General features: G+C 38.2%; 20 protein-coding genes. 8 read left to right on the forward strand and 12 right to left on the reverse strand.

Going from position 1 to position 26,226, the window contains the following annotated elements:
- Positions 1 to 20 precede the first annotated feature (20 nt).
- The 3 genes from lysS (at position 21) to ELS83_RS03100 (ending at position 4,350) form a co-directional block, all read left to right on the forward strand.
- Positions 21 to 1,742, forward strand: coding sequence for a lysine--tRNA ligase (lysS, locus tag ELS83_RS03090; protein ID WP_171594063.1), 1,722 nt, complete (start codon positions 21 to 23; stop codon positions 1,740 to 1,742).
- 128 nt (positions 1,743 to 1,870) lie between these two features.
- Complete coding sequence (locus ELS83_RS03095) at positions 1,871 to 2,866, forward strand: NAD(P)H-dependent glycerol-3-phosphate dehydrogenase (protein WP_171594064.1); 996 nt, start codon at positions 1,871 to 1,873, stop codon at positions 2,864 to 2,866.
- Between the two features lie 143 nt (positions 2,867 to 3,009).
- Complete coding sequence (locus ELS83_RS03100) at positions 3,010 to 4,350, forward strand: glucose-6-phosphate isomerase (RefSeq protein WP_171594065.1); 1,341 nt, start codon at positions 3,010 to 3,012, stop codon at positions 4,348 to 4,350.
- A 32-nt stretch (positions 4,351 to 4,382) separates the two neighbouring features.
- Here the strand turns inward: ELS83_RS03100 and ELS83_RS03105 are convergent, their stop codons facing one another.
- Positions 4,383 to 4,685 (reverse strand): hypothetical protein, encoded by a 303-nt coding sequence (locus ELS83_RS03105; protein WP_216616338.1) that lies wholly within the window; start codon positions 4,683 to 4,685, stop codon positions 4,383 to 4,385.
- A 95-nt stretch (positions 4,686 to 4,780) separates the two neighbouring features.
- Between ELS83_RS03105 and ELS83_RS03110 the strand changes: the two genes are divergently transcribed.
- Positions 4,781 to 5,686 (forward strand): DMT family transporter, encoded by a 906-nt coding sequence (locus ELS83_RS03110; RefSeq protein ID WP_171594066.1) that lies wholly within the window; start codon positions 4,781 to 4,783, stop codon positions 5,684 to 5,686.
- Here the strand turns inward: ELS83_RS03110 and ELS83_RS03115 are convergent.
- Together ELS83_RS03115 and ELS83_RS03120 are read right to left on the reverse strand one after the other, a co-directional pair.
- The gene (locus ELS83_RS03115; protein ID WP_171594067.1) at positions 5,683 to 8,169 is read right to left on the reverse strand and encodes a PAS domain S-box protein; all 2,487 of its coding nucleotides are present in this window, start codon (positions 8,167 to 8,169) and stop codon (positions 5,683 to 5,685) included. The two genes, ELS83_RS03110 and ELS83_RS03115, sit on opposite strands and share 4 nt — an antisense overlap.
- Before the next feature lie 225 nt (positions 8,170 to 8,394).
- Positions 8,395 to 9,750, reverse strand: a complete 1,356-nt coding sequence (locus tag ELS83_RS03120) for a cyclic 2,3-diphosphoglycerate synthase (RefSeq protein ID WP_171594068.1) — start codon at positions 9,748 to 9,750, stop codon at positions 8,395 to 8,397.
- 239 nt (positions 9,751 to 9,989) lie between these two features.
- Here ELS83_RS03120 and ELS83_RS03125 point away from each other — a divergent pair, with 239 nt between their 5' ends.
- Positions 9,990 to 10,613: an acyl carrier protein phosphodiesterase gene (locus ELS83_RS03125; RefSeq protein ID WP_171594069.1), complete on the forward strand. Its 624-nt coding sequence runs from the start codon at positions 9,990 to 9,992 to the stop codon at positions 10,611 to 10,613.
- Here ELS83_RS03125 and rodA read toward each other — a convergent pair.
- From rodA to rsmA, 8 genes are all read right to left on the reverse strand, one after another.
- On the reverse strand, positions 10,567 to 11,991 hold the full coding sequence (rodA, locus tag ELS83_RS03130) for a rod shape-determining protein RodA (protein WP_171594070.1): 1,425 nt from the start codon (positions 11,989 to 11,991) through the stop codon (positions 10,567 to 10,569). The genes ELS83_RS03125 and rodA overlap by 47 nt on opposite strands.
- 8 nt (positions 11,992 to 11,999) lie before the next feature.
- Positions 12,000 to 13,868, reverse strand: coding sequence for a penicillin-binding protein 2 (gene mrdA / locus ELS83_RS03135; protein ID WP_171594071.1), 1,869 nt, complete (start codon positions 13,866 to 13,868; stop codon positions 12,000 to 12,002).
- A gap of 16 nt (positions 13,869 to 13,884) precedes the next feature.
- A complete protein-coding gene (mreD, locus tag ELS83_RS03140; RefSeq protein ID WP_171594072.1) occupies positions 13,885 to 14,388 on the reverse strand; it encodes a rod shape-determining protein MreD in 504 nt (167 codons plus the stop codon).
- Positions 14,385 to 15,212: a rod shape-determining protein MreC gene (gene mreC / locus ELS83_RS03145; RefSeq protein WP_171594073.1), complete on the reverse strand. Its 828-nt coding sequence runs from the start codon at positions 15,210 to 15,212 to the stop codon at positions 14,385 to 14,387. The genes mreD and mreC overlap by 4 nt, the downstream gene beginning before the upstream one ends.
- 42 nt (positions 15,213 to 15,254) lie before the next feature.
- Complete coding sequence (locus tag ELS83_RS03150; RefSeq protein WP_171594074.1) at positions 15,255 to 16,277, reverse strand: rod shape-determining protein; 1,023 nt, start codon at positions 16,275 to 16,277, stop codon at positions 15,255 to 15,257.
- Positions 16,278 to 16,357: 80 nt separating this feature from the next.
- Positions 16,358 to 17,890, reverse strand: coding sequence for a bifunctional phosphoribosylaminoimidazolecarboxamide formyltransferase/IMP cyclohydrolase (gene purH / locus ELS83_RS03155; protein WP_171594075.1), 1,533 nt, complete (start codon positions 17,888 to 17,890; stop codon positions 16,358 to 16,360).
- Between the two features lie 267 nt (positions 17,891 to 18,157).
- Positions 18,158 to 19,516, reverse strand: a complete 1,359-nt coding sequence (gene mgtE, locus ELS83_RS03160; protein ID WP_171594076.1) for a magnesium transporter — start codon at positions 19,514 to 19,516, stop codon at positions 18,158 to 18,160.
- Between the two features lie 24 nt (positions 19,517 to 19,540).
- Positions 19,541 to 20,332: a 16S rRNA (adenine(1518)-N(6)/adenine(1519)-N(6))-dimethyltransferase RsmA gene (gene rsmA / locus ELS83_RS03165; RefSeq protein ID WP_171594077.1), complete on the reverse strand. Its 792-nt coding sequence runs from the start codon at positions 20,330 to 20,332 to the stop codon at positions 19,541 to 19,543.
- A gap of 218 nt (positions 20,333 to 20,550) precedes the next feature.
- Between rsmA and ELS83_RS03170 the strand changes: the two genes are divergently transcribed.
- Together ELS83_RS03170 and ELS83_RS03175 are read left to right on the forward strand one after the other, a co-directional pair.
- A complete protein-coding gene (locus ELS83_RS03170; RefSeq protein ID WP_171594078.1) occupies positions 20,551 to 21,570 on the forward strand; it encodes a lysylphosphatidylglycerol synthase transmembrane domain-containing protein in 1,020 nt (339 codons plus the stop codon).
- A 1-nt stretch (position 21,571) separates the two neighbouring features.
- Positions 21,572 to 22,750 carry a hypothetical protein gene (locus ELS83_RS03175; protein WP_171594079.1) on the forward strand — a complete coding sequence of 393 codons (1,179 nt, stop codon included), beginning with the start codon at positions 21,572 to 21,574 and terminating at the stop codon, positions 22,748 to 22,750.
- Between the two features lie 53 nt (positions 22,751 to 22,803).
- Here ELS83_RS03175 and recQ read toward each other — a convergent pair whose 3' ends face one another.
- Positions 22,804 to 24,981: a DNA helicase RecQ gene (gene recQ, locus ELS83_RS03180; RefSeq protein WP_171594080.1), complete on the reverse strand. Its 2,178-nt coding sequence runs from the start codon at positions 24,979 to 24,981 to the stop codon at positions 22,804 to 22,806.
- A gap of 260 nt (positions 24,982 to 25,241) precedes the next feature.
- Between recQ and ELS83_RS03185 the strand changes: the two genes are divergently transcribed.
- Positions 25,242 to 26,210 carry a KpsF/GutQ family sugar-phosphate isomerase gene (locus tag ELS83_RS03185; protein WP_216616340.1) on the forward strand — a complete coding sequence of 323 codons (969 nt, stop codon included), beginning with the start codon at positions 25,242 to 25,244 and terminating at the stop codon, positions 26,208 to 26,210.
- Positions 26,211 to 26,226: the final 16 nt, after the last annotated feature.

Here is a 26,226-nt window from a genome sequence, read left to right on the forward strand (position 1 = left end):
TAAACTTTATTGAGATTAAGATGAATGCGTTAGAACTTAGTGAACAAGAGATCATTAGAAGAAATTCCCTAAAGGAAATGCAGAGTTTGGGTATCGATCCATTCCCTGCGGCACAATATCATGTAAACAATTATTCTACAGATATTTTGAAAGACTTCGATCCTGAAAAAAACAACCTACAAGAGGTTTGTATTGCAGGTAGAATTATGAGTAGAAGAATTATGGGTAAAGCTTCTTTTATTGAACTTCAGGATTCAAAAGGAAGAATTCAGGTATACATTGCCAGAGATTCAATCTGCCCTGAAGAGGATAAAACTCTTTACAACACAGTATTCAAAAAGCTTTTGGATATTGGTGATTTTATTGGAATTAAGGGATACGTATTTAAAACCAAGGTTGGTGAAACTTCTGTTCACACCACCGAAATGACTGTTCTTTCAAAATCAGTTCGTCCGCTTCCGATTGTAAAGGAAAAAGATGGAAAAGTATACGACTCATTCAGTGATCCTGAATTGCGTTACCGTCAGCGTTATGTAGACCTTGTGGTAAACCCGGATGTAAAAGATGTGTTCCTGAAGAGAACCAAAATTATCAACTCAATGCGTGAATTATTCAACAGCAAAGGATACCTTGAAGTTGAAACTCCAATTCTGCAGGCAATTCCAGGTGGTGCATCGGCTCGTCCGTTCATTACACATCACAATGCTTTGGATATTCCTTTGTACATGCGTATTGCAAACGAGTTGTATCTGAAAAGATTAATTGTTGGTGGTTTCGAAGGTGTTTATGAGTTTGCAAAAGACTTCCGTAACGAAGGTATGGATAGAACTCACAACCCGGAGTTTACGGTAATGGAAATCTATGTAGCTTACAAAGACTACAACTGGATGATGGATTTCACCGAAGAGATGATTGAAAAAGTTGCTTTGGATCTTCATGGAACTACAAAAGTTCAGGTTGGCGATAAAGAGATCGACTTTAAGCGTCCATTCAAGCGTATTTCGATGATTGATTCGATAAAAGAACACACCGGAATTGATATCAACGGAATGGATGAAAGCCAGCTTCGAGATGTTTGCAAGCAATTGGAAATTGAAGTGGATGAAACTTTTGGAAAAGGAAAGTTAATTGATGAAATTTTTGGGGAGAAGTGTGAAGGAAACTACATTCAGCCAACTTTCATTACCGATTATCCGATTGAAATGTCTCCTCTTTGTAAGAAACACAGAGAAAATCCGGAATTAACAGAACGTTTTGAGCTGATGGTGAACGGTAAAGAAGTATGTAACGCATACTCTGAGCTGAACGATCCAATCGATCAGTTGGAAAGATTCCAGGAGCAAATGAAATTGAGCGAGAAAGGTGACGATGAAGCAATGTTTATCGACATGGATTTTGTTCGTGCTTTGGAATATGGTATGCCTCCAACATCGGGTATGGGAATTGGTATCGACCGTTTAGCCATGCTGATGACAAACTCTCAGTCGATTCAGGATGTACTTTTCTTCCCTCAAATGAGACCAGAGAAGAAAGCTGCTGTTGACAGCGATGAAAAATTTGCTGAAATTGGAATTGCACCTGAGTGGATGCCAGTAATCAGAAAAGCAGGTTTCCAAACAGTAGAGGCATTGAAAGAAGAGAAGCCAACAAAACTACACCAGGACATTTGTGGTTTAAACAAAAAACTAAAAATGGGCTTAAAAAATCCTAGCCAGGACGAAGTAAAAGCGTGGTTAGCTTAAGCTTATTTTTATCAGAATATTACATGATCGGAGGTCGGGGATTTTTCCCTTCCTCCGATATTTATTAAATTAGAGATCTGATACTTACAAAAACAACTCTCTATTTAAAACAGACTTAGCATTATTATATGAACGAATCTTCGAGAATTGCCATTATTGGCGGTGGTAGTTGGGCAACAGCCATAGCGAAAATCCTTCGCGAAAACGAGCTTAAGCTGAACTGGTACATGCGAAACCCTGACACCATCAGTCAATTTAAACAATTGAGTCACAACCCAAGATATCTTACAGGAGTAGAGTTTGACCTGGATCAGATTGATTTCTACAACAACCTGGATGAAGTGGTAAAAAATTCGGATGTGATAATTTTTGCAGTTCCTTCGGCCTTTCTGAAAAATGCACTAAAAAGATTAACTGTTAGCATAGAAGATAAGTTCATTGTTTCGGCCATTAAAGGGATTGTACCCGATGAAAATATGATTATCGGTGAATTCTTTAATGAACACTATAATGTACCTTTGGATAGCATTGGTGTGATATCAGGCCCTTGTCATGCCGAAGAGGTTGCCATGGAAAGATTATCATATCTTACCATTGCCTGCCAGGATACCAGGAAGGCCCGTTCGCTGGCCTTAAACCTTGAATGTCCTTACATCAAAACTACCATATCAGATGATATTTACGGAACCGAATATGCAGCCGTACTAAAAAATGTATTTGCAATTGCAGCAGGCATTTGTCATGGCCTTCGATATGGTGATAATTTCCAGGCTGTATTGATATCGAATGCAATTCAGGAAATTAAACGTTTTGTAGATACAGTACATCCAATTAGCCGTGATATCAAAAGCTCGGCTTATCTTGGCGATTTGCTGGTAACCTGTTACTCGCAATTTAGTCGTAACCGTACCTTTGGAACCATGATTGGGAAAGGATACACCGTTAAATCGGCACAACTTGAAATGCATATGATTGCCGAAGGTTACTATGCTGTAAAATGTATCAAAGAAATCAACGACGAGTACAATGTAAACATGCCAATTACCATGGCAGTTTACAACATCTTATACGAACGTATTTCTCCAACTATCGAGATTAAATTATTAACGGAAGATTTACGTTAGACTAAAATATTCGCTGTATTTTTGCAGCTGATTATCGTAAAAATTAACTTTTTAAATACAACTTTTACATTCTGCAACTGTCAAACTATTTGGAGGGGTATCGGTTCGGACAGCAGCAAAATGTAAGGCTTAATTTCTACACAATGGAACACATTAAATTGAGTATCGACAAATCTCTTGATTTTGTTAGTAAGGAAGAGATTTTCAAGTTTGAAGAAAGCAGTAAGAAACACCTTATTTCCCTTCACGAAGGAACCGGAAAAGGGAACGATTATGTAGGTTGGGTTGATCTACCATCGAGAATTACCGAAGCTGAATTGAACGACATAGAAGCAACGGCAAAATCGTTGAAAGACAAAGTAGAAGTATTGGTAGTTGTTGGTATTGGTGGATCTTACCTTGGTGCCAAAGCTGTAAACGATGCACTTGCTCACTCATTCGATCACCTGAATGCAGGCGACGAAAATCCTTTGGTGCTATACGCAGGCCAGAACATTAGCGAAGATTATTTATACGAGTTAACTGATATCCTTAAAAGCATTGAGTTTGGGATCTGTGTAATTTCAAAATCGGGAACTACAACTGAGCCAGCTATCGCTTTCAGATTGTTAAAAGAGATGTTGGAAGAGAAAGTTGGTAAGGAAGAAGCTCGTGAGAGAATTGTTGCCATTACCGATGAATCGAAAGGTGCTTTAAGAACTCTTGCCGATCAGGAAGGATACAAGACATTCGTAATTCCAGATAATGTTGGTGGACGTTATTCGGTTTTAACTCCGGTTGGTTTGTTGCCAATCGCTGTAGCGGGACACGATATTAAAGCTTTGGTAGCAGGAGCAAAATCGATGCAAGATTATTCGGTTGCTGCAGCTTTTGATGAGAACCCTGCTTTGCTTTATGCGGCTACAAGAAATGCTTTATACCAAAAAGGAAAAGGCATTGAAATTTTGGCCAACTACAATCCAAAACTTCACAATGTGGCTGAGTGGTGGAAACAACTTTATGGTGAAAGTGAAGGAAAAGAAAACAAAGGTATTTTCCCGGCTAGCGTTGACTTTACCAGTGATCTTCACTCAATGGGTCAGTACATTCAGGAAGGGCAAAGAAATATTTTTGAGACCGTAATTTCTGTTGCCAAGCCAAATCACACAGTTTTAATCCCGGAAGACAAAGATAATCTTGATAAACTAAATTATCTTGCTGGAAAACGTGTTGATGAAGTAAATAAAATGGCTGAGTTGGGAACTCAATTGGCTCACGTTGATGGTGGTGTTCCTAATCTTCAAATTGAAATGCCTCAGCTAAACGAATTTTACCTTGGTGAGTTGCTTTACTTCTTCGAAATTGCTTGTGGAGTAAGCGGGTACATTTTGGATGTAAATCCGTTCGATCAACCAGGTGTTGAAGCATACAAGAGCAATATGTTCGCCTTGTTGGAAAAACCAGGATTCGAAGAGGAAACAAAGAAAATTAAAGAGAGATTATAAGATTAATCTTAATGATATGATAAAGACCGGTTTTAGGACCGGTCTTTTTTTGTATCTGTAAGTTCAACTTCTTGTTTTAGTTTTTTGGCATCGAAATAAATTCTGGTTTTCTTTCCTGTAAATTGCCCTAGAAAAAAGGCTGACACCATAATTGGATAGGTGTACAATTCGAACCCCAATCCGAAAAGGTGACGAAATAAAACGACAAATGGTATTGGAGCATGAATGGCAATAAACCACATCACTGAAAACTTCTTATATCCCTGCCGCACATATCCGAAGGGCACATTTAACACATAAGTTGCAAGTGCCGCCAATATCAAATTCATTTCCATACGAACGAATATATCAATAATAATTGTCAATGCGCAGCACACGCTTAGAAATCATTAAAATTTAGATACATTTGTGGCCGTAAATTCTAGTTCTTATGGGTAACAAGTCGAAGCTAAAAGGGATTGTTCTGGCCATTGCTGCCACCATCAGCTTTTCAAATGTATATTTGTTTAGCAAAATGGCCATGGAAGACAGCAACCTGGCTTCTTTTGGGGTGCTTTGGTTTGGCCTGGCTTTGGTTTACAACTTGATTTACAATCGTTTTTTTACCCAACGAAAAAGCTTTGGTGCATTAGCGCGAAAATCAAAAAAAATCCTACTTCTGATTGGTTGCTCTGAGTTCATTTCCATTTCAGCCTTTTTCCTTTCCATTCAGCTCACCGAGAATCCGGCAATCGTATCCTTTTTGGCCAATACCAGTCCGATATTTGTAATCATTATTGGTTTTTTATTCTATAAGACACGATACAGTTTGGTCTCGATATTAGGCGTTGTAATTACCCTAAGTGGAGTTTTGATCATGAACACGTCGGCATCGGAATTCAACTGGCAAAGTTTATTGAAGCCTTCGAGCATTAGCGCATTGATATTTGCGTTGTTTTATGGGGTAAGCCTGGTTTTGGCACGATCAGAAATTAAAAATATTCCTACCACAATGATTAGTGTTTGCCGAAACCTGTTCCTTTTTATTGGTTTTACCATTTACCTTTTGTGGATGTGGGAAATGCCTCAATACAGTTCGGAGTCGGTATTTTACATAGCTCTTGGATCGCTACTTGGCCCATTTCTTGGCATTCTTTTAACCTATGCATCACTTCAATTCGTCGATGCCTCCATCACCACACTAATTGGAACTTCGAGAAGTATTTTTATTGTAGCAGGTGCATTTGCATTCATGGGAATATTGCCCAGCACAAATCAATTGTTGGGTGGCACTTGTACCATATTGGGGATACTAATAATTACCATTGCCGATATCAAACTGGCAAAATCGACTTAGGCCATTGCTTTTCGCACCTGGCTAAAAAACTCTTCCTTGCTAAAAGGTTTTATTAAATAACCATCGCATCCGGCATCTAAACAACGCTCCTCCTGTCCGTTTAAAACAAAGGCTGTTTGTGCAATTACCCTGGTCGAAATCTCCGTTTTTTTTATCTCATTCAAACACTGCATGCTATCTCGCCCGGGAATATTTAAATCCATAATTAACAAATCGGGTGAAGTTTGTTTTAACTTATCCAGCATCACATTGCTGTTCTCGGCATACAATATTTCCACATCCTCATCATCAAATAACTTTTTCACGTACAAAAATGAGTTGTAGTCGTTTTCAGCAATCAGTATTTTTTTTGAAGTACTGGATTCAGAATCGATTGCCGACCTCTTTACAAATTCATCACTTAATGGTATGCTAAAATAAAAAGTGCTTCCTTCTCCAACTTCCGATTCAAATCGAATTGTTCCTCCAAGTAACTCAACCAATCCTTTACAGATGCTTAATCCAAGGCCTGTGCCATCAATAAAATGTTCCTCATCGCCTTGTCTAAACCTCTCAAAAATCACTTCATGTCGATCTTCTGGGATACCAATTCCATCGTCTTTTACATACACTTCGGCAAATGCACTGTTTTCTTTTTCAATCAAATTACAACCAATTTCAACGATGCCCGAATCGGAAAATTTAATGGAGTTATCAATCAGGTTATCCAAGACTTGTTGAATTCTAGTTTGATCAGAACTTAAATCCAGCACTTCCAGTTCAGGATTCGATTTGATTCTTACATCGAGGTTTGGTTTGCTTCTTAGCTGTTCACTGTTTTTATGAATTTCAATACACTCACGCATCAGGCAAAACAGGTTAAACTCCGAATTTTTAACTGCAATCTGATTCATTTCCAGTTTCGAAAGATCTACAATATCATCAATAATCTGTAACAATCTATTTCCCGATTGCTGAATGATATTTACGTACTGCATGCGCTCAACCTCTTCGATGCCGGAATCGATCAGAAGTTCAGAGAATCCCATGATAGCATTCATAGGTGTACGAATTTCATGACTCATATTGGCCAGGAAAATCGATTTTAACTTGTCCGATTCTTCGGCTTGTTCTTTAGCTCTTCTTAACTCTTCTTCAGCCTTTTTAATTTCGGATATGTCTCTGGAAACTCCCAACACTCCAGTGATATTGCCTTTCGAATCGTACATTGGGGTTTTTATGGTTTCAGTAAGAATTTCCCTGTCGTTAGTCGCCGATTTTGCCACATTAACGAATCGAACCGTACTGGCCGATTTAATGACATCAAGGTCTTTCTGAAAATAAAAGTCAGCTAATTCCTCACTATCATAAATCATATGATCTGAATGTCCGATCAAATCTTTCTCTTTTACCCCCAGAAAATCGGCAAAATTATTATTGCAAGCCAGGTATTTTCCTTCACGATCTTTCAGCCAAATCATTTCAGGAACTGTTTCCAAAATGGTTTCTAATCGGGCTCTCTCATTGTCGATTTCATTCAGTGCATTTACCCTAATGCTAATATCTCTGATAATGGCCCAATATCCTTTGGGCTCATCATATTCATCTCTCAATAAATGAACTCGAAGTTCAACAGGAACAATGCTGCCATCTTTTTTCACACATTCTTTTTCATACAAACGCGAACTCCCCTTTTGATGCACTTCCCGGGTGATATTTTCATCAATATCCAGCCATTTATCCGGCGTAATCTCTTTGCAATTCATTCGCAATAGTTCGGCCTCAGAAAAGCCTAGTATCTCTTGAAGGGCATAATTGCATTCCATGATATTGTGTTCGATATCCATTACCACATAAGCATCGGACATACTTTCATACAGTTGCGAATATTTTTCTTCTGTATTAGACAAATTGGATCTGTTTTGGGCATTTTGTATTTGTCGGTTCATAAACAAACCCAGCAGCATATTTACAAAAGGGTAGATGGTTAATAGCGGCAATACCATATAGGATAATACAGCATATATTTTCTCTGAAGGCAAGAGGAAAGTACAAAATAGCATCACAATATGAACCACGAATCCCATTAGGAGCAACTCGATCCATTTTAGCTGATTTCCAATTCTGGGGAACATATATTTCCAAATAATCCCAATACTTCCCGAACAGATGATTACCGCAATTCCCATGACTACGCCATCACCTCCCATCCATAAACGATACAAGCTGGTAATCAGCATGGCAACAAGGGTTGGAATCGCACCAAAAAATAATCCTGAAATTGAAAGGGCAACAGACCTGGTATCAAATACAATTCCCGATGATGCTTTCCACGAAGTCATCATGAGAATAATACAGATAACACCGAATATCATCCCGAAAAGCACTTGTTTGCTTCGCGAATTGGTTTCGGTCTTATTCACCCACAAATACTCGTTAAGAATGCTCAGGCTCAACAAAATTGCGGCATTCTGAACGAGCCCTAGAAGAATAGAGTCGCTCATAAGTTAGTCTTCAAATAGTAGTTTTTTAGTAATAGTCGTTTATTGCTTCATCTTAGGGGCAAAGCAATATATTTTATACTCGAATTCTTCAAAAAGGTTATCATGAATTGAACTATTTTATAACATCTTGTTAATTGCTCTCCTCTTTTCACCAAATCTATTAAAATTAAAAGGGAGCAGTTCTAAAACCACTCCCCTTATTTCACCTTTAATCAATTATTATAATCACTCAACAGTTTCTTCAACTAGGTTATGCTCTTTAACAAACTGGTTAATAATGTGTGACATTTTTGGATATCCAATTTCTTCCAAATCGTAATACACTCGTGTATTCGGCTTCTTAATATTAATGATACGATTCAAATCTATCGGAGTACCAATAATTACGGTATCGCAATCACTCGCATTAATGGTTGCTTCAAGATCCTTTAATTGTTGATCTGAATAACCCATTGCAGGAAGAATATTGCCAATCTCAGGATAGATTTCATAAGTTTCTTTCAACTTACCAACCAAATATGGACGAGCATCAATTTCTTCTGCGGCACCAAACTTACGAGCTGCAATTGTACCTGCACCAATCTTCATTTCACCGTGAGTCAATGTAGGTCCATCTTCTACGATCAATACCTTCTTACCACGAATCATTTCAGGATCATCAACGCTGATAGGCGATGCACCGTCAACCACCTGGGCAGTTGGATTTGCATAAGCAATACTTTCACGAACTTCCTGAATTCCTTCAGGAGCAGCAGAATCCATTTTATTAATCACAACAACATCGGCCATTCTTAAATTTACCTCTCCAGGATAATAGCTCAATTCAGCTCCCGGACGATGTGGATCGGCAACAGTAACTGTCAGGTCAGGCTTATAGAATGCGAAATCATTGTTTCCACCATCCCAAAGAATTACATCACATCCATCAGGATCTTCTTCGGCAGCTCGAACAATTGCTTCATAATCTACACCTGCATATATTACATTACCTCTTGTTACATGTGGTTCATACTCTTCCATTTCTTCAACAGTACATTTGTGCTTTTTCAAGTCTTCAACTGTTGCGAAACGCTGAACTTTCTGTGCAACCAAATCGCCGTAAGGCATTGGGTGACGAATTGCAATTACTTTTAATCCTTTTGCCATTAACTCTTCTATCACCTTACGTGAGGTTTGAGATTTACCGCAACCTGTACGAGTTGCAACAACAGCAATAACTGGCTTATGGCTTTTAATCATTGTATCACCAGGACCTAATAACTTAAAGTTCGATCCGGCAGCATTAACAATCGCACTTACGTTCATTACTTTCTTATACGACACATCCGAATAAGAGAAAACGCAGTCATCAATACAATATTCCTTTATCAACTTAGGCAGATCTTCTTCCGCATAAATTGGAATTCCATCCGGATAAAGCGAACCTGCTAGCTCGGCAGGGTATTTTCTTCCGTCGATGTCAGGAATCTGAGCAGCTGTAAAAGCTACAACATTGTACTCTGAATTGTCTCTGAAATAGGTGTTGAAGTTGTGAAAATCACGACCCGCAGCACCCACGATAATGACATTTTTTTTAGCCATAATTTCTCTTTCTTTAGTTTAAATTCAACATTAGGTGTATGAGTTTATAAAATTATTACTTTAAAAGAATTTTGCTAATTTTATCGACCTTTAGTTCCTTATTTAGAGCGTGTTGCTTAACACGGGCAAAAAACTTGACATTGGTTAAAAATCGCCGTAACTTATAAAGTTATGCCCTGTTTAAATAATCATAACTCGCCTTTTAACTGCATCAATTTGCTTTTTTGTATTTTTGCTTCATGAATTTTTTAGCGCATTTGTATTTGTCCGGGGAATCGGAGAAGGTTAAAGTGGGAAACTTTATCGGTGATTACATCAAAGGAAAAAAGTATATGAACTATCATCCTGATGTACAAAAGGGGATTATTCTGCATCGGAATATTGATCATTTTACCGATAAGCACCCTTTGGTGATTCAGAGTTCTCAAAAATTAAAAGATGGCTTCGGAAGGTATTCGGGAGTGGTGGTTGATTTGATATACGATCATTTTCTGGCCAATTACTGGTCGGAATATCATAGCTCTTCCATTGAGCAATTTGTTACAAAATCGCATGAGATACTGGTAAAAAACTACCTAATACTTCCCAATAAGGTGAAGATGTTTCTTCCCTTTCTCATTCAAAGCCGACGATTGGAAAGCTATGCCCATCTTGATGGATTACAAACTGCCCTTGACATTATGGCACGCAGAACAAGCTTACCAGATCAATCTGAATATGCCATTGACACTTTACAGGAGCACTACAAAGATTTCGAAGAGGAATTCAAATCATTTATGAAAGACATGTTAATATACGTTACCAATGAACACCATATTAACGTAGCAACTCCAAACGGTTGGCATCCAAACGAAGGAAGATAAATAACAGAATGGTAAATGACCAAAGTGAAGATCCACCATAGCTAAAAAATGGCAGAGGTATCCCAATTACCGGTGCAAGACCAATGGTCATACCAACATTAATAGCGAGGTGAAAAAACAGGATACAGGCCACACCATAACCATAAACCCGGCTAAATGATGATCGTTGTCGCTCAGCCAAAAACATCAGTCGCAATATCAGCGTAAGCAATAAAAGCAAGACTACACTGGAACCAACAAAGCCCCACTCCTCGCCTACGGTACAGAAAATAAAATCGGTACTTTGTTCCGGCACAAACTTAAATTTAGTCTGTGTTCCATTTAAAAACCCTTTCCCGCTAAATCCGCCCGAACCTATGGCAATTTTCGATTGAGCTACATTGTATCCCGATCCGTAAGGATTTGATTCAATTCCCAGCAATTCGTTGATCCTGGTTCTTTGGTGAGCTTCCAGAATGTTATCGAAAATATAACCTACCGAGAAGGTGTAAAAGATGCTTCCGAATACGATTAAAACGATCCAGGCTACATTTTGCAGCTTATTTTTATAGGTATGAACCAAAAAAGGAATGGCACATAAGACTAGTGATATGATTAGAATCAAATAGTTCGACAATTCTATTTTCAGGCCTTTTGCAGCCAACCAAATTAATCCTGAGCTAACAGCCAACATGGCCAGAGCCTTGGCAAAGGCCAACCATTTTAGCCCACTGGCTTTCGCTACCAAAAGACTTACTCCTACAATAATTATTAGCACTGTGAACTTCGGCCATATAAGGGTAAACACAAATAAAAGGGCAGCCAGAAAAGCTAAAAACAGTACAATTCCCGAAAGGCCTTCTCGATACAAAACAAGCAGAAACACAGAATACACCAGGGCCGAACCAGCATCACCCTGCAATACAATAAGGGCCATTGGGGTAAACAATATCACTCCTGATATAAAGAGGGATTTAATATTATGAATTTTGAAATTGTACTGCGTAACGTACCTCGATATGGCCAAACATGTAGCAAACTTCGCAAATTCGGCAGGTTGAAAACGAATTGGCCCCAACTCGAACCACGATTTTGCTCCCTTAATATCGCGCCCAAGCACGAGCACTGCCACCAGAAGAACAATCATGAATATATAGGTGGGATATGCAAAGGCGGAGTAAAATTTACTCTCAATTATCAAGATAATGATGGCCAGCACTGCCGCAGCACCTATCCACAACAATTGTTTACCATATCTTTGACTAACATCTAAAATACTCTGGTGCTCTTCGTTGTACACCGCTGCATATATGTTGATCCATCCCAAAAAAACAAGCACGGCATACAATAAAATTGTCCACCAATCTAAATTTTTTATCAAGCTTACTCTCCTGGTCATATCTCTTCTTAGTGATTATTCGATTCTGAAATTTTCTTCTCTGCATCTGCCTGGTGAATCAGGTCAGCTTCCAACATGCGTTTCTCTGTCCATTTTTTACTATCGGATATGTCTCCACGAATGTATTTTTCTATCATTAAACCGGCAATAGGCGCACCGTATCTCGATCCCCAAACTCCATTTTCAACATATACCAAAATGGCAATCTGTGGATTTTCACGAGGAGCAAATGCAACAAATACAGAATGATCGTCGCCATGAGGATTTTGAACGGTTCCTGTCTTACCACAGACACGAATCCCTGGAATGGCTGCCAAGCCTCCGGTACTTCCTTCACCTCCGGTAATTACCATTTCCATACCATCAATAATTGGAGTGAAATACGATGAATCGACACTGGTTTCGTTTCTTTTTATGTATTTCTCATCAATGCCTTTTTCTTCGCCTACGGCTTTAATAATATGAGGTGTATAGTAATATCCTCTATTGGCAATAGCAGCACACATATTGGCCATTTGCATGGGTGTAATTAATAGCTCACCCTGCCCTATCGAGAGAGAAATTACATTTAATGCTCGTAAATTCTTTCGTCGGTAAAGCTTTAAATAAGAATCGAGAGTCGGAATACTTCCTTTCAACTCGTGAGGCAAATCGGTACCCAAGGATTTCCCAAGACCAAATGACATGACATGATTTCTCCAAACATCGTAACCATTGTTAACCGAACCAAACTTTGGTGATTCTACGATATAACGAAAGGTATTCGCATAGTAAGCATTACATGAATGCATAATGGAGTGTCTCATATCCAAAGGTGAAACATGGGCATGACATCCCATGGTAAAAGAACCTACATGATAACCACTGTGGCATTCGAACCTTGTAAAAGGGCTTATCACCTTTTCCTGCAGCCCGATTAAAGCATTTACCATCTTAAAAATAGATCCTGGCGGATATTGAGCCATTAATGCGCGATCGAACAATGGATTTAAACTATCGTTTTGTACCAATGCTTTGTAATTTTTTCCCATGACTCTACCCACAAGCATTTCAGGATCGTAGCCCGGACTGGAAATCTTGGCTAAAATCTCACCACTTGAAGGTTCTATAGCAACAATACCTCCTTTTTTATTCTGCATTAATAGTTCACCATACTCCTGCAGGTCGATATCCAGGGTAGAAACCAAATCTTTTCCTGATACGGGTTGCTTATCGAATTTTCCATCGCGATAAGAACCTTTGATTCTATTGTAAACATCCACCCAATAGATTTTCTTGCCTTTCTCTCCTCTCAGGTCTTTCTCGTAGGTAAGCTCGATACCACTTTTACCAATGTAATCGCCTTGTTTGTAGTAAGAGTCGGCCTTAATTTCTTTATTATTTACCTCGTTTAGGTAACCCAAAGCATGGGCTGCACTCTGGCGAGGATACTTTCTAAGGGTACGTGGCTGAACGAAGAATCCGGGAAACTTATACAGTTTTTCCTGCAGCACAGCATAGCGCTCCGAAGACAACTGTTTTAAAAAGACAGATGCTTTTCGACGGGAATATTTTTTTGCTTTTGCCAATTTTTTAATGGCATCGAGCTTTTCGATTCCCAGAAGATTGCAAAAATCAAGCGTATCGAAAACTTTAACCTGCCTTGGAATAATCATTACATCGTATACCGCCTGGTTGTACACCAGCAACTTTCCGTTACGGTCGTAAATTAATCCCCTTGCGGGATATTGGGTAACCTGTCGTTGAGAATTGTTCTCTGCCGATAATTTATAGGAGTCGTTAACAATTTGGAGGTTAAATAGTTTGATCATAAAAATCAGAACAACCAGAACAAAGATTCCTCCTATTACATATATTCGATTTGAGAAATTATTCATTTGCTATTGTGTTGATCTATTTTTTGAACATCAAAAACTGAGAAGTGATTATTAAGGTTAACGTGAAAAAGGTACTAAAAATTATACGCATTAATGTTTCGCTAAAGTTAGCAAACGAGAAAGCTTCGATAACAAACAGGAAGGTATGATGTGCTACAATAAGTGTAAGCGCATATTTAAAGAACCATGCAAATCCGAAATGAGCAATTCCCGGATAGGTTCCCACTTCGTATCCATCGCGAAGCGAAAGGTAGTTTAGAATATAAGGGCGAATATATCCCATAAATACACAAGCCGAGGCATGCATTCCCACAGTTCCACTAAAAATATCGATGCTAAATCCTAAGAAAAAGGACAATACCAAAAGCAGCCAGTTCGGAATTTCAAATGGCAACAACAGAATAAACAAGATATACATGTATGGATTCACAAATCCACTCACCTGGATATTGTTTAGGATTGCTACCTGTATCAAAACAAGAACTACAAAACGAATGATATTTTTTAAAATGATGTTCATTCTTCAGCTTCCTCCTCTAATTGTAAACGCTCTTCCTTCATCAAATCGCCAACTACTTTCACATAAGAAATGCTTTTAAAATCGTTGGATAGCAAAACCTTCACATCCTGAAAATTGCTTCCCGATGATGATAAAACCTCATCCACAACACCCAACTGCACACCTTCAGGGAAAATTGCAGAAAAACCACTGGTAACAATAGTATCTCCTTTGGCAATATTTACATGAAAAGGAATATCTTTTAACAAAGCTTTACGGTAATCGACTCCATCCCAAGTTAATGAACCATGGTAGTTGTTCCCTTTTAGTTTTGCAGATACCCTAAGGCGATTATTCAAAAGCGAAATCACCGAAGAAAAATTCTCCGAAACACTTTTTACTACCCCAACAACACCATTATCGGTAACAACTGCCATTTCTCGCTCTATTCCGTGAACTTTCCCCTTATTTAGGGTGATATAGTTCAACTGTTTATTAACAGAGTTGTTAATAATTTTTGCAGTACGATAAATGTATTGCTGTTTATAAAGAGTATCGGTAAAAGTAAAAGAAGAATCAGCCGATAAAGAGTAGGATGATTTCAAAAGGTTTCTCAAACGCACGTTTTCGCGATTTAATTCCTCATTGGTTCTGGCCAGGGAAAGATAGTCAGTAACGGAGGATACTTTTTGGTAGATTCCTCCGCTAATGGCATTACTTGAATTCAGGAATTGTGATTTTTGATAGTTGTTGTAGTTGACCAATAACAACAAACAAAATATTTCGAATACAATAAATAAAATCGTAAAGTGAAAACGTACGATAAAGTGCAACAGATTCTTCATTCGAAAATCAATTCCTGACTATAACATATGGTTCGTTCCCGATTATCTTCTCAGGAACGAAAATTTATCAACATTCTTAAGGGCTATTCCGGTTCCACGTGCTACCGCTCTTAACGGATCTTCAGCAATGTGGAAAGGAATATTAATCTTATCGGTCAGTCTCTTATCAAGACCTCGCAATAAGGCTCCACCACCGGCAAGGTAAATACCTCTGTTTACAATATCGGCGTACAATTCTGGCGGGGTTTGTTCTAATGCACTTAGAATTGCAATTTCAATTTTAGAGATCGATTTCTCCAAACAGTGCGCTATTTCCTGGTACGAAACCGGCACTTCAATTGGTAATGCAGTCATTTGGTTTGGACCCTGAACACGGTAATCAGCCGGAGGATCTTCGAGCTCCGACAATGCCGATCCAACGTGGATCTTAATTTCTTCCGCAGTTCTCTCACCAATTTTGATATTGTGCTGATGACGCATGTATTCCTGGATATCCACAGTTAAATCATCACCTGCAATACGGATTGATTTATTGGTAACAATACCACCTAATGAGATAACTGCAATTTCGGTGGTACCACCACCTATATCAACTACCATGTTTCCTTCCGGAGCTTCTACATCAATTCCGATACCTATAGCTGCTGCCATTGGTTCGTAAATCATGTAAACATCTCTACCGCCTGCATGCTCCGAAGAGTCGCGTACCGCACGCATTTCTACCTCGGTACTGCCCGATGGAATACACACTACAATTCTTAATGATGGAGGAAACAATCGTGGCTTTTTATTGATCATCTTGATCATTCCACGTATCATTTGCTCTGCCGCGTTAAAGTCGGCAATAACACCATCCCTTAGTGGACGAATGGTTTTTAGATCTTCGTGTGTTTTACCTTGCATTTGGCGAGCTTTCTCACCAATCGCAACCATTTTTTCGGTGCGGCGATCGAGAGCTACGATCGAAGGTTCGTCAACAACAATTTTATCATTACAGATAATGATGGTGTTAGCGGTCCCCAAATCAATAGCAATCTCCTGAGTTAAAAATGAAAATAATCCCATATGGTAGCTATATCTCTGTTATCTTATATATGTTGTGATTCGGATATGGTGTGCGTATCATATCCGAATCAGCAAATTCTTTAGTGTTTAAAATGTCTCATTCCGGTAAACACCATAGCAATACCGAATTCGTCAGCAGCTTTAATTGAATCTTCATCCCTAATCGATCCACCTGGCTGAATAATTGCGGTAACACCTGCTTTATGAGCTGCTTCAACACAATCCGAGAATGGGAAGAATGCATCAGAAGCCATAACGCTTCCCTGTATTCTTTCTGCTCCCTGGCGAATTGCGTTTTCCAAAGCCCAGATGCGACTCACCTGTCCTGGTCCAACACCAGTTGTGGTTTTGTCTTTTGCTAAGGCAATACCATTCGATTTTGCATGCTTCACGGTTTTCCATGCAAACATCAAGTCTTCCATCTCTTTTTCAGATGGCTGTCTTTTGGTAACTACTTTTAGTTCTTCTCCGATCAATTTCTGATCCTGATCCTGAACCAATAATCCACCCAATACAGTTCTGCCTTTCATTGCAGTATAATCTGATTTTAGGATTTCTGGCAATTCCAAAAGTCTTAAATTTTTCTTCTTGGTCAATACTTCAAGAGCTTCCTTGCTAAACGAAGGTGCAACAATTACTTCCAGGAAGATGCCGCTCATGATTTCAGCTGTTGCCTTGTCAATTTCGCGATTCGCTGCTACAATTCCACCAAAAATTGAAACCGGATCGGCATCATAAGCTTTTTGGAATGCTTCAGAAATGCTATCTGCACTCCCAATTCCACATGGATTTGCATGCTTGGCAGCTACAATTGTTGGCTCATCGAATTCTTTCAATGTTTCCAATGCTCCATCGGTATCACCAATGTTGTTATACGATAATTCCTTACCGTGAATTTTATTGGCCGCAGTTAATGTACCTTCTGTCTCTTGAATTTGAGCGTAGAATGCAGCATTCTGATGCGGGTTTTCTCCGTAACGTAAATCTTGTTTCTTTTCGTATGTAAGCGTTAAAGTTTTTGGCGATTTCACATTCAATTTTTTATTGAAATATCCTGAAATCAATGCATCGTAGTGTGCTGTGTGTTCAAAAACCTTAGCTGCCAGGTATTCTTTTGTTTCGTGGCTTGTATCACCTGATTCTTTTAGTTCTGCAATTACTTTTGTGTAATCTGCAGGATCGGTAATTACCGAAACAAAATTATAATTCTTGGCTGCTGCTCTTAACATGGTTGGTCCACCTATATCGATATTTTCAACAATGTCTTCGTGGCTTGATTCCGGGTTTAAAACAGTTTGCTTAAACGGATAAAGGTTACAAACTACAATATCGATTGGATCAATTCCCAACTCAACCATTTGCTTTTGATGAACTTCATTATCGCGAATTGCAAGAATTCCACCTTCTACATGCGGATGTATGGTTTTTAAACGACCATCGAAACATTCCGGGAATTTCGTTACATCCGAAATATCCATTACAGGGATTCCTTCTGCCTTAAATTTTGCAGATGTTCCGCCTGTAGAGATAATTTCCCAACCCATTTCGCTTAGGTCTTTTGCAAACTCAACAACATTTGTTTTATCAAAAACACTGATAAGAGCTCTCTTCATAATTCTTTGTTTTGGAGGTATTTTATAAAATGGTATAAATTAAATTTTCCTACGAAAATACAATTCTGGCTCATCGATTTTGCAAATCATTCACTTACAATAATTTACAAGACCCCTGAAAACCTCATGCAAAGTTAAGAAAAACCTAAAAAAATCCACTTCATGAAAAGAGTTTTTATTGATCTTTTTTTCTTCATCATAATAAACCGAATGGTTTACAATAAGCATTGAAATCCAATTGGGAATATTCAATTCCTCAATCAAAAATTATAAAGAATTAAAGAAATAGACACTAATGCCAAAATAAATGAAAATACCTACAATATCGTTCAATGTTGTAATAAACGGACCAGTTGCCAAAGCAGGGTCAATTTTTGCCTTATTTAGCATTAATGGAATTAAGGTTCCCGCAATTGCCGCAAAAATAATAACTGCAAATAGCGCAACCGAAACAGCTATGGTTAAGGTAAAATCTCCAGAGTAAAAGTAATTGCATACGAACAGCAGCAACGAACAGGTTAAACCATTAATAATAGCTCCTCCCAGTTCACGCATAATTCGGCTAAAAACACTTTCGAAACCTAAGGAATTACTTGCAATACCTTGCACAATAATCGCCGATGACTGAACCCCAACATTACCTGCCATTGCCGTAATTAGCGGAATAAATATTGCCATTTCAGGATTCAACCCGATATCACCTTCGTAGTTATGAATTACCATTGCTGCAAAAATTCCACCAATCAATCCGATTACAAGCCATGGTAAGCGTGCTCGTATTTGAAGCCAAACAGAGTCACTGGCTTCAACATCTTCGGTAAGACCCGATGCCATCTGGTAATCTTTCTCTGCCTCGTCACGGATTACATCTACCACATCATCGATGGTGATTCGTCCCATTAAACGGCCAATACTATCGACTACTGGAATTGCTACGAGGTCGTACTTTTCCATGATCAAAGCAACTTCCTCATCTTCTTCGTCGGTATGCACTGACATAACGTCTGGTGTGTAGATATTGATAATTTTAGCTGAGGTCGGACTCAGAATCATTTTCTTTAAGGAAAGGGTTCCTTTTAGAATCCCATCATCATCTACAACATACACATAGTAGATCTCATCTATATCTTCGGCCTGTCGACTTAGTTCTCTCAAACAGGTTAAAACGGTCCAGTTTTCATTAACAATTACAAGCTCTTTGGCCATCAGACCACCGGCTGTATCTTCATCGTAGTGCAAAAGATCCACAATATCGCCAGCTTGCTCAATATCTTCAATATGGGAAAGAATCTCCTCCTGTTTCTCATCCGATAAACCGCCAATCACATCGGCTGCATCATCGGAATCCATATTGTCGATAAACTTTTTGGCAACTACCTCGGCAGGCAGTGCTTTTACGAACCGCTCACGGTCGTCTTCTTCCAATTCTGCCAGCACATCGGCAGCCGTGTCTCCATCAAGTAAAAGGTATAGGAATTTTGCCTCATCAATACTCAAATCGTCGTAGATTTCGGCAATATCTGCTGGATGCAATTCTTCCATTAAACCAATTGCCTCAGCTTCATTCTTTTCTTCGATTACTCTTTTTATTTCATCGATATATTCGCGAGTCAATTCAAATTGCATAACAAAAAATTTTAGGTGTAAATTTTATTCTCTTAACTGCGTATTCAGTAACTCCTGAATTTTATTGGTCAAGTTCACAAACTCTTCGATACTTAACTGTTCAGGTCTTTTCGACATGATTTCGTCTTCAAGCTTGTGTTCTCCCAATACCGGTTTCAAGGAATTTCGTAAAGTTTTACGGCGTTGATTGAACCCCGTCTTCACGACTCGAAAAAATAATTTTTCATCACACTCTAAATTAGAGGTTGTATTGCGCACCATTCTAATTACAGCGGATTTTACTTTTGGAGGTGGATCGAATACCTTTTCACTTACAGTGAATAGATATTCTATATCGTAAAATGCCTGCATCAGGACACTTAAAATTCCATAGGTTTTATTTCCCGGAACCGCGCTCATACGTTCAGCAACTTCTTTCTGTATCATTCCCACAACTTCAGGAATCTGATCGCGGTGCTCCAGAATCTTAAAGAAGATTTGTGAAGAAATATTGTATGGGAAATTCCCAATTACAGCAAATGGCTCATCGAAAAGAGATGCCAAATCATATTTCAGAAAATCTTCACCAATAATTCGATCTGAAAGTTCAGGATAATTCTCCTGCAAATAAGCTACCGATTCGGTATCAATTTCCACTACATGCGTTTGGAAATTATTGTTTTGTAAAAGATATTGAGTCAGCACACCCATACCAGGGCCAATTTCAAGGACTTTGGAAACTTTATCGGCCTGCATTCCTGCCACAATTTTTTTAGCAATATTGAGGTCTTTCAAAAAGTGTTGTCCCAGATTTTTCTTTGCCCTAACGTATCCCATACCTATCCTTTTTATTCTCTTTTTACGTAAAATCCCAGATTAACAAAAGTTAAATTCGGAATCTTTTCAAAGGAGATTACAAACATTTACTTATTTTTGTAGCTTATTTTAATGCTCGGCAAAATTAGGACTTAATACCGAATAAGTCGGTATTCGCGCCGAAAAATTAATCATTGTTAGTTTTTTCTGTAAAAATTCTAACATTAAAAATATTAAAATTGAAGAAAAAGCTCGCAAATACTCTCAAATTTTTAATCTTCTTTTCGATAGGAGCCTTCTTATTTTGGATCACATATCGCGATCAAAATGCATCGGAACTGCTTCACACGATTAAACACGATGTTAATTATTACTACATTTTACTTTCATTATTCTTTGGTTTGCTCAGTCATATCAGCAGAACCATCAGGTGGAACTTATTAATCGAATCGCTGGGTAAAAAACCACGTACAGTCAATACTTTTCTGGCTGTTATGGTTGGGTATTTTGCAAATCTTGCACTGCCCAGAATGGGAGAAATTTCGAGATGTGGGATTATCAGCAGGTATGAAAAAATTTCCTTTTCGCAGTTGGTTGGTACCGTAGTACTCGAACGCGTTCTGGATATCATCATGCTTTTCGTTTTCCTTTTGATCGCCTTATCTACACAATTTTCGGTTATCGCGAACTTCTTTACCAACAATCCTGAGGTGAGCGAAAAACTATCAAATGTTTTTGCTTCGGCATATACCTTATATACTGTATTGGCAATTGTTCTTGTTGTTTGGCTGCTTCGAAAAAAATTCAAGCACACAAGATTTTTCAAAAAAATAGATCAAACCCTAAAGAATTTCATGGATGGTTTCAGAACCATCAAAAAAATTGAAAACAAATGGCCATTTGTACTGCATACCGTTTTTATCTGGCTGATGTATTACTTAATGACCTACATTTGTTTCTTTAGCTTTGGATTTACTTCTAACCTTCCGGCATTGGCAGGTTTAACTGTTTTTGTAATGAGTGCATTTGGTATGGTAGCTCCGGTGCAGGGTGGTATTGGTGCCTGGCATTTTATGGTAATAGGAACATTGCTTGTTTACCTTCCGGGTGTTCAAAATATTGAAAGCATGTCGAGAAGTTTTGCCTTGGTAGTTCATGGTGCACAAACAGCCATGATTATTATTGTTGGGGCACTCTCTGTAATTGCTCTTCCTTTTGCCAACAGAAAAGAATTAATCAAAAACAAAGCTCAAGCTTAAGATGGGAAGTTTTACGATCATAGAGGTAAACGATGATAAATCCAGAAAGGAATTTCTCGAATTGCCTGTTCGATTGTATCGAAATGAAAAAAACTGGGTAAGACCTCTCGATTTTGAAATCGATAACATTTTTAATCCTGAAGTAAATAAAATGTTTCAGCATGGAGAATGTGGTCGTTGGATTCTAATGAACGATTCCAATGAAACCATTGGTCGTGTTGCCGCTTTTATCGATCACAAAACAAAAGATTTGAATGATCAGCCCACGGGTGGAATGGGTTTTTTTGAGTGTATCGAAGACAAAGAAGCTGCTTTTTTTCTTTTCGATCATTGTAAAAAATGGCTACAGGAGAGAAATATTGAGGCAATGGATGGCCCAGTCAATTTTGGCGAAAGACACCAATGGTGGGGATTACATGTAGAAGGAGATCATCGTCCGGTGTATAACATGCCATATCACAAAGCTTATTACAAAAGTTATTTTGAAGAGTATGGATTCCAGGTTTACTTCAAACAGTTTACCTACAAAACCATATTTTCTCCTGATAGCGTAAGCGATATCATCAAATGGAAGGCTGATCGATTAACAAAAAATCCGGATTATAAAGTAAAGCACTTTTCAAAATCAAAAACAAATGGGTTTATTAAGGATTTTGTACATATCTACAACGAAGCATGGGTAAAAGAAATACCCGGAATCGAAGGCATTAGCGAGTATCAAACCCAAAACTTGTTCGCCGAACTTAAGCCAATTATTCACGAAAAACTAATGTGGTTCGCCTACCATAAAGATCAACCCATTGGTTTCTTTATCATGATTCAGGATTTAAATGAATACCTGATGCATATCAATGGTAAAATTAATTTGTACGGCAAACTTAGGTTTCTGTACTATAAATATTTCCAAAAAAATAAAAATGCCATTGGATTAATATTTGGTGTTGTGCCAGAATTCCAAAAGCGTGGAATCGAAGCTGCCATGATTTATGAGTTTTCAAAATCTGGTTGGGATAAAAGTTTCCCATTCAAAACACTTGAAATGAATTGGATTGGCGATTTCAACCCTAGAATGAGTCATTTAATGAAACACATCGGTGCCGAAGTGTACAAAACACACCATACCTATCGAAAACTATTCGATGAAAAGAAAAAATTTAAACGATCGGAAATCATAAAATAAAAAGAAAGGCTGCAAAAATTTGCAGCCTTTTTCTGTAATATATTCATGTGTTTTTACAAACCATTTTCCGAATGAAACAGGATTCGCATCAAACGAATATCTTCTTCCGAATAATCTTCCTCTCCCAATTCATCCAAAGCATCATCAATATTATCCGAATCAGCTTCGTAGAAATAATCAAGGATCTCCTCTTGCTTATCTTCATCAATTACCTCATCAACGTAGTAATCAAGATTTAACTTGGTTCCCGAATAAACGATCGCCTCCATTTCTTTCAGCAGATCTTCATATTCCATCCCCTTGGCTTCGGCAATATCTTCCAGGTCCAGTTTTCTATCTATACTTTGAATAATATAAACCTTAAACTTCGATTTGTCAGCAACCGATCGCACCACCAAATCCTGAGGTCTTTCGATATCATTTTCCTCAACGTGCTTCCCGATTAAAGCAATAAAATCCTTTCCAAATCGCTTGGCTTTTCCTCCACCAACACCTTGTATATGTGCCAATTCTTCAATTGTGGTTGGATAATGAATGGCCATTTCTTCCAGGGAAGGATCCTGGAACACCACATAAGGAGGCACATCTTTTTGCTTGGCTACCTTCTTTCTTAAATCCTTAAGCATCGATAATAAGGCCTCATCCACTGCTGCAGTACCACCACTCTTCGGAGCTTCGGCATCTACTCCTTCAAAGTCATGATCATCGGTTAACATGAATGGATATGGACTTTCCAAAAATTTGTGGCCTTCTGGTCGAATTTTAATTACACCATACTGCTCAATATCTTTCTCGATAAATGAATTGATAAGTGCACGACGGAAAACCATATTCCAGAAATGTTGATCTTTCTCATCGCCACTTCCATATTGTTCCAGCAGATCGTGTTTGTATGATTTGATAGCTGAATTTTGCGATCCGATTAAAATATTCACAAGGTGATCCACCTTAAATCTTTCCTTTACTTCTTTCACCAGATTTAAAGCTTTCACAACATATTCTTCTCCCTGGAACTCCTTTTTCGGATGCAGACAGTTGTCACAACTTCCGCAATTTTCTTGTGTATGTTTCTCTCCAAAGTAATGCAATAAAACAGTTCTTCTACAAACTGCCGATTCGGCATAGGAAACGGTTTCCATCAAGAGTTGCTTCCCAATTTCCTGTTCAGCAACTGGTTTCCCCTGCATAAACTTCTCCAGCTTCTGAATATCTTTATAACTATAGAAAGTAAGGCATCGCCCTTCGCCGCCATCGCGACCTGCTCTACCCGTTTCCTGATAATATCCTTCCAAACTTTTCGGAATATCGTAATGAATCACAAATCGCACATCTGGTTTGTCAATCCCCATTCCAAAAGCAATAGTAGCCACCACAACATCTACATCTTCCATCAGGAATTTATCCTGATTTCCCGAACGGGTTGATGAATCCATACCAGCATGATATGGTACAGCCTTGATTCCATTCACCTGTAGGGTTTCAGCAAGCTCTTCTACTTTCTTTCTACTCAAACAGTAGATAATTCCCGACTTGCCAGTATTTCCCTTTATGAATTTTATGATTTCTTTGGTTGCATTTACTTTTGGAAGTACCTCATAATACAAGTTTGGTCGGTTAAACGACGATTTAAAAACCGTTGCATCCAACATACCAAGATTCTTTTGAATATCATGCTGTACTTTGGGTGTTGCAGTTGCTGTAAGAGCAATAATAGGTGCATTTCCTATTTCCTGCACTATTGGCCTGATTTTTCTGTACTCTGGTCGGAAATCGTGCCCCCACTCAGAAATACAATGAGCCTCATCAACAGCATAAAAAGAAATCTTTACCTGCTTTAAGAATTCAATATTACTCTCCTTGGTTAAAGATTCTGGAGCGACATACAGTAATTTTGTACGCCCTTCTATTACATCTTCTTTCACCTTCAAGGTTGCCGATTTAGACAAAGATGAGTTCAAGAAGTGAGCAATTCCATCATCTTCCCCGAAGTTTCTCATTGCATCAACCTGATTTTTCATCAGCGCAATAAGCGGAGATATAACGATTGCAGTACCTTCTAACATTAATGAAGGTAACTGGTAACAAAGTGACTTTCCTCCCCCTGTCGGCATCAACACAAATGTGTCGTTCCCATCTAGTATATTTTGAATTACAGGCTCCTGATTCCCCTTGAAATGCTCGAATCCAAAATACTTCTTTAAATTAGATGATAATTCAAAGTTTTTTCCCATGCTTTATTAGATATGCTTACAATTTTGCTATGCGGCCCGCTAAATTAATATTTTATTAACGACCGTAATTTTTTTTACCAATGATTTTTACATCATCAGCAATCCCCGAATTACAAAAATTAGATACTTTTGTATTTTAAATTTAGATAAACACTTGTACAATTCAAAACGATTTTAGCTTTTAACAGATTTTAACTGGAAAGTATAAATCGAAATAAATGAGTTTAGTTAGCTTTGTACAAACAAAAAATCAAGCTACTGTGAAGTCAACAGAGGATATTAAAAATATTGCAATAAAAACGATAGAAGAGGAAGCAAATTCCATTTATCAATTAAAAAATTACATTGACGAAGATTTTGTAAAAACCGTTGAGTTAATACTGGAAAGTAATGGAAGAGTTGTAATTACGGGCATTGGAAAAAGCGCTAACATTGCGAATAAAATTGTAGCAACCCTTAATTCAACTGGCACTCCGGCTCTATTCATGCATGCTGCAGATGCAATTCATGGAGATTTAGGGATGATTCGTCCAAACGACACAGTAATCTGTATTTCAAAAAGTGGAAATACTCCAGAAATCAAAGTTTTGGTGCCACTTATCAAAAATATGGGCAATAAACTGGTTGCAATGGTTTCCGGACTGGATTCGTTCCTTGCTCTCAATTCGGATTATGTATTAAAAGCAAAAGTTGAAAAAGAGGCTTGTCCAAATAACTTAGCACCTACTAATTCAACTACAGCCCAATTGGTTATGGGCGACGCCCTGGCTGTGTCACTTTTAGAATGTCGTCAGTTCACCGATAGAGATTTTGCTAAATACCATCCAGGAGGTGCATTGGGTAAAAAATTATACTTACGTGTAAGCGATTTGGTATCCAGCGAAAATCCTCCAAAAGTGGCTTTAGATGAAAAAATAAGACCAATCATTCTTGAAATTTCTTCGAAAAGAATGGGCTCAACGGCTGTTGTTAACGAAAATGATGAGCTATTAGGGATTATTACCGATGGTGACTTGCGAAGAATGTTGGAAAAAAACGAAGATGTAAGCCACCTTACGGCTAAAGATATTATGACAACAACTCCAAAAACAACCAGTTCGGATGTATTGGCCATAAATGCATTCCAAACCATGGAAAAACACAACATTACAGGATTAGCAGTTGTTGACGAAGGAAAATATATCGGCATGGTTCATCTGCACGATATTTTGAAAGAAGGAATTGTTTAATATCTTAGCTTCACAA

The organism is Marinifilum caeruleilacunae (assembly GCF_013141825.1).
Taxonomy (GTDB): Bacteria; Bacteroidota; Bacteroidia; order Bacteroidales; family Marinifilaceae; genus Marinifilum; species Marinifilum caeruleilacunae.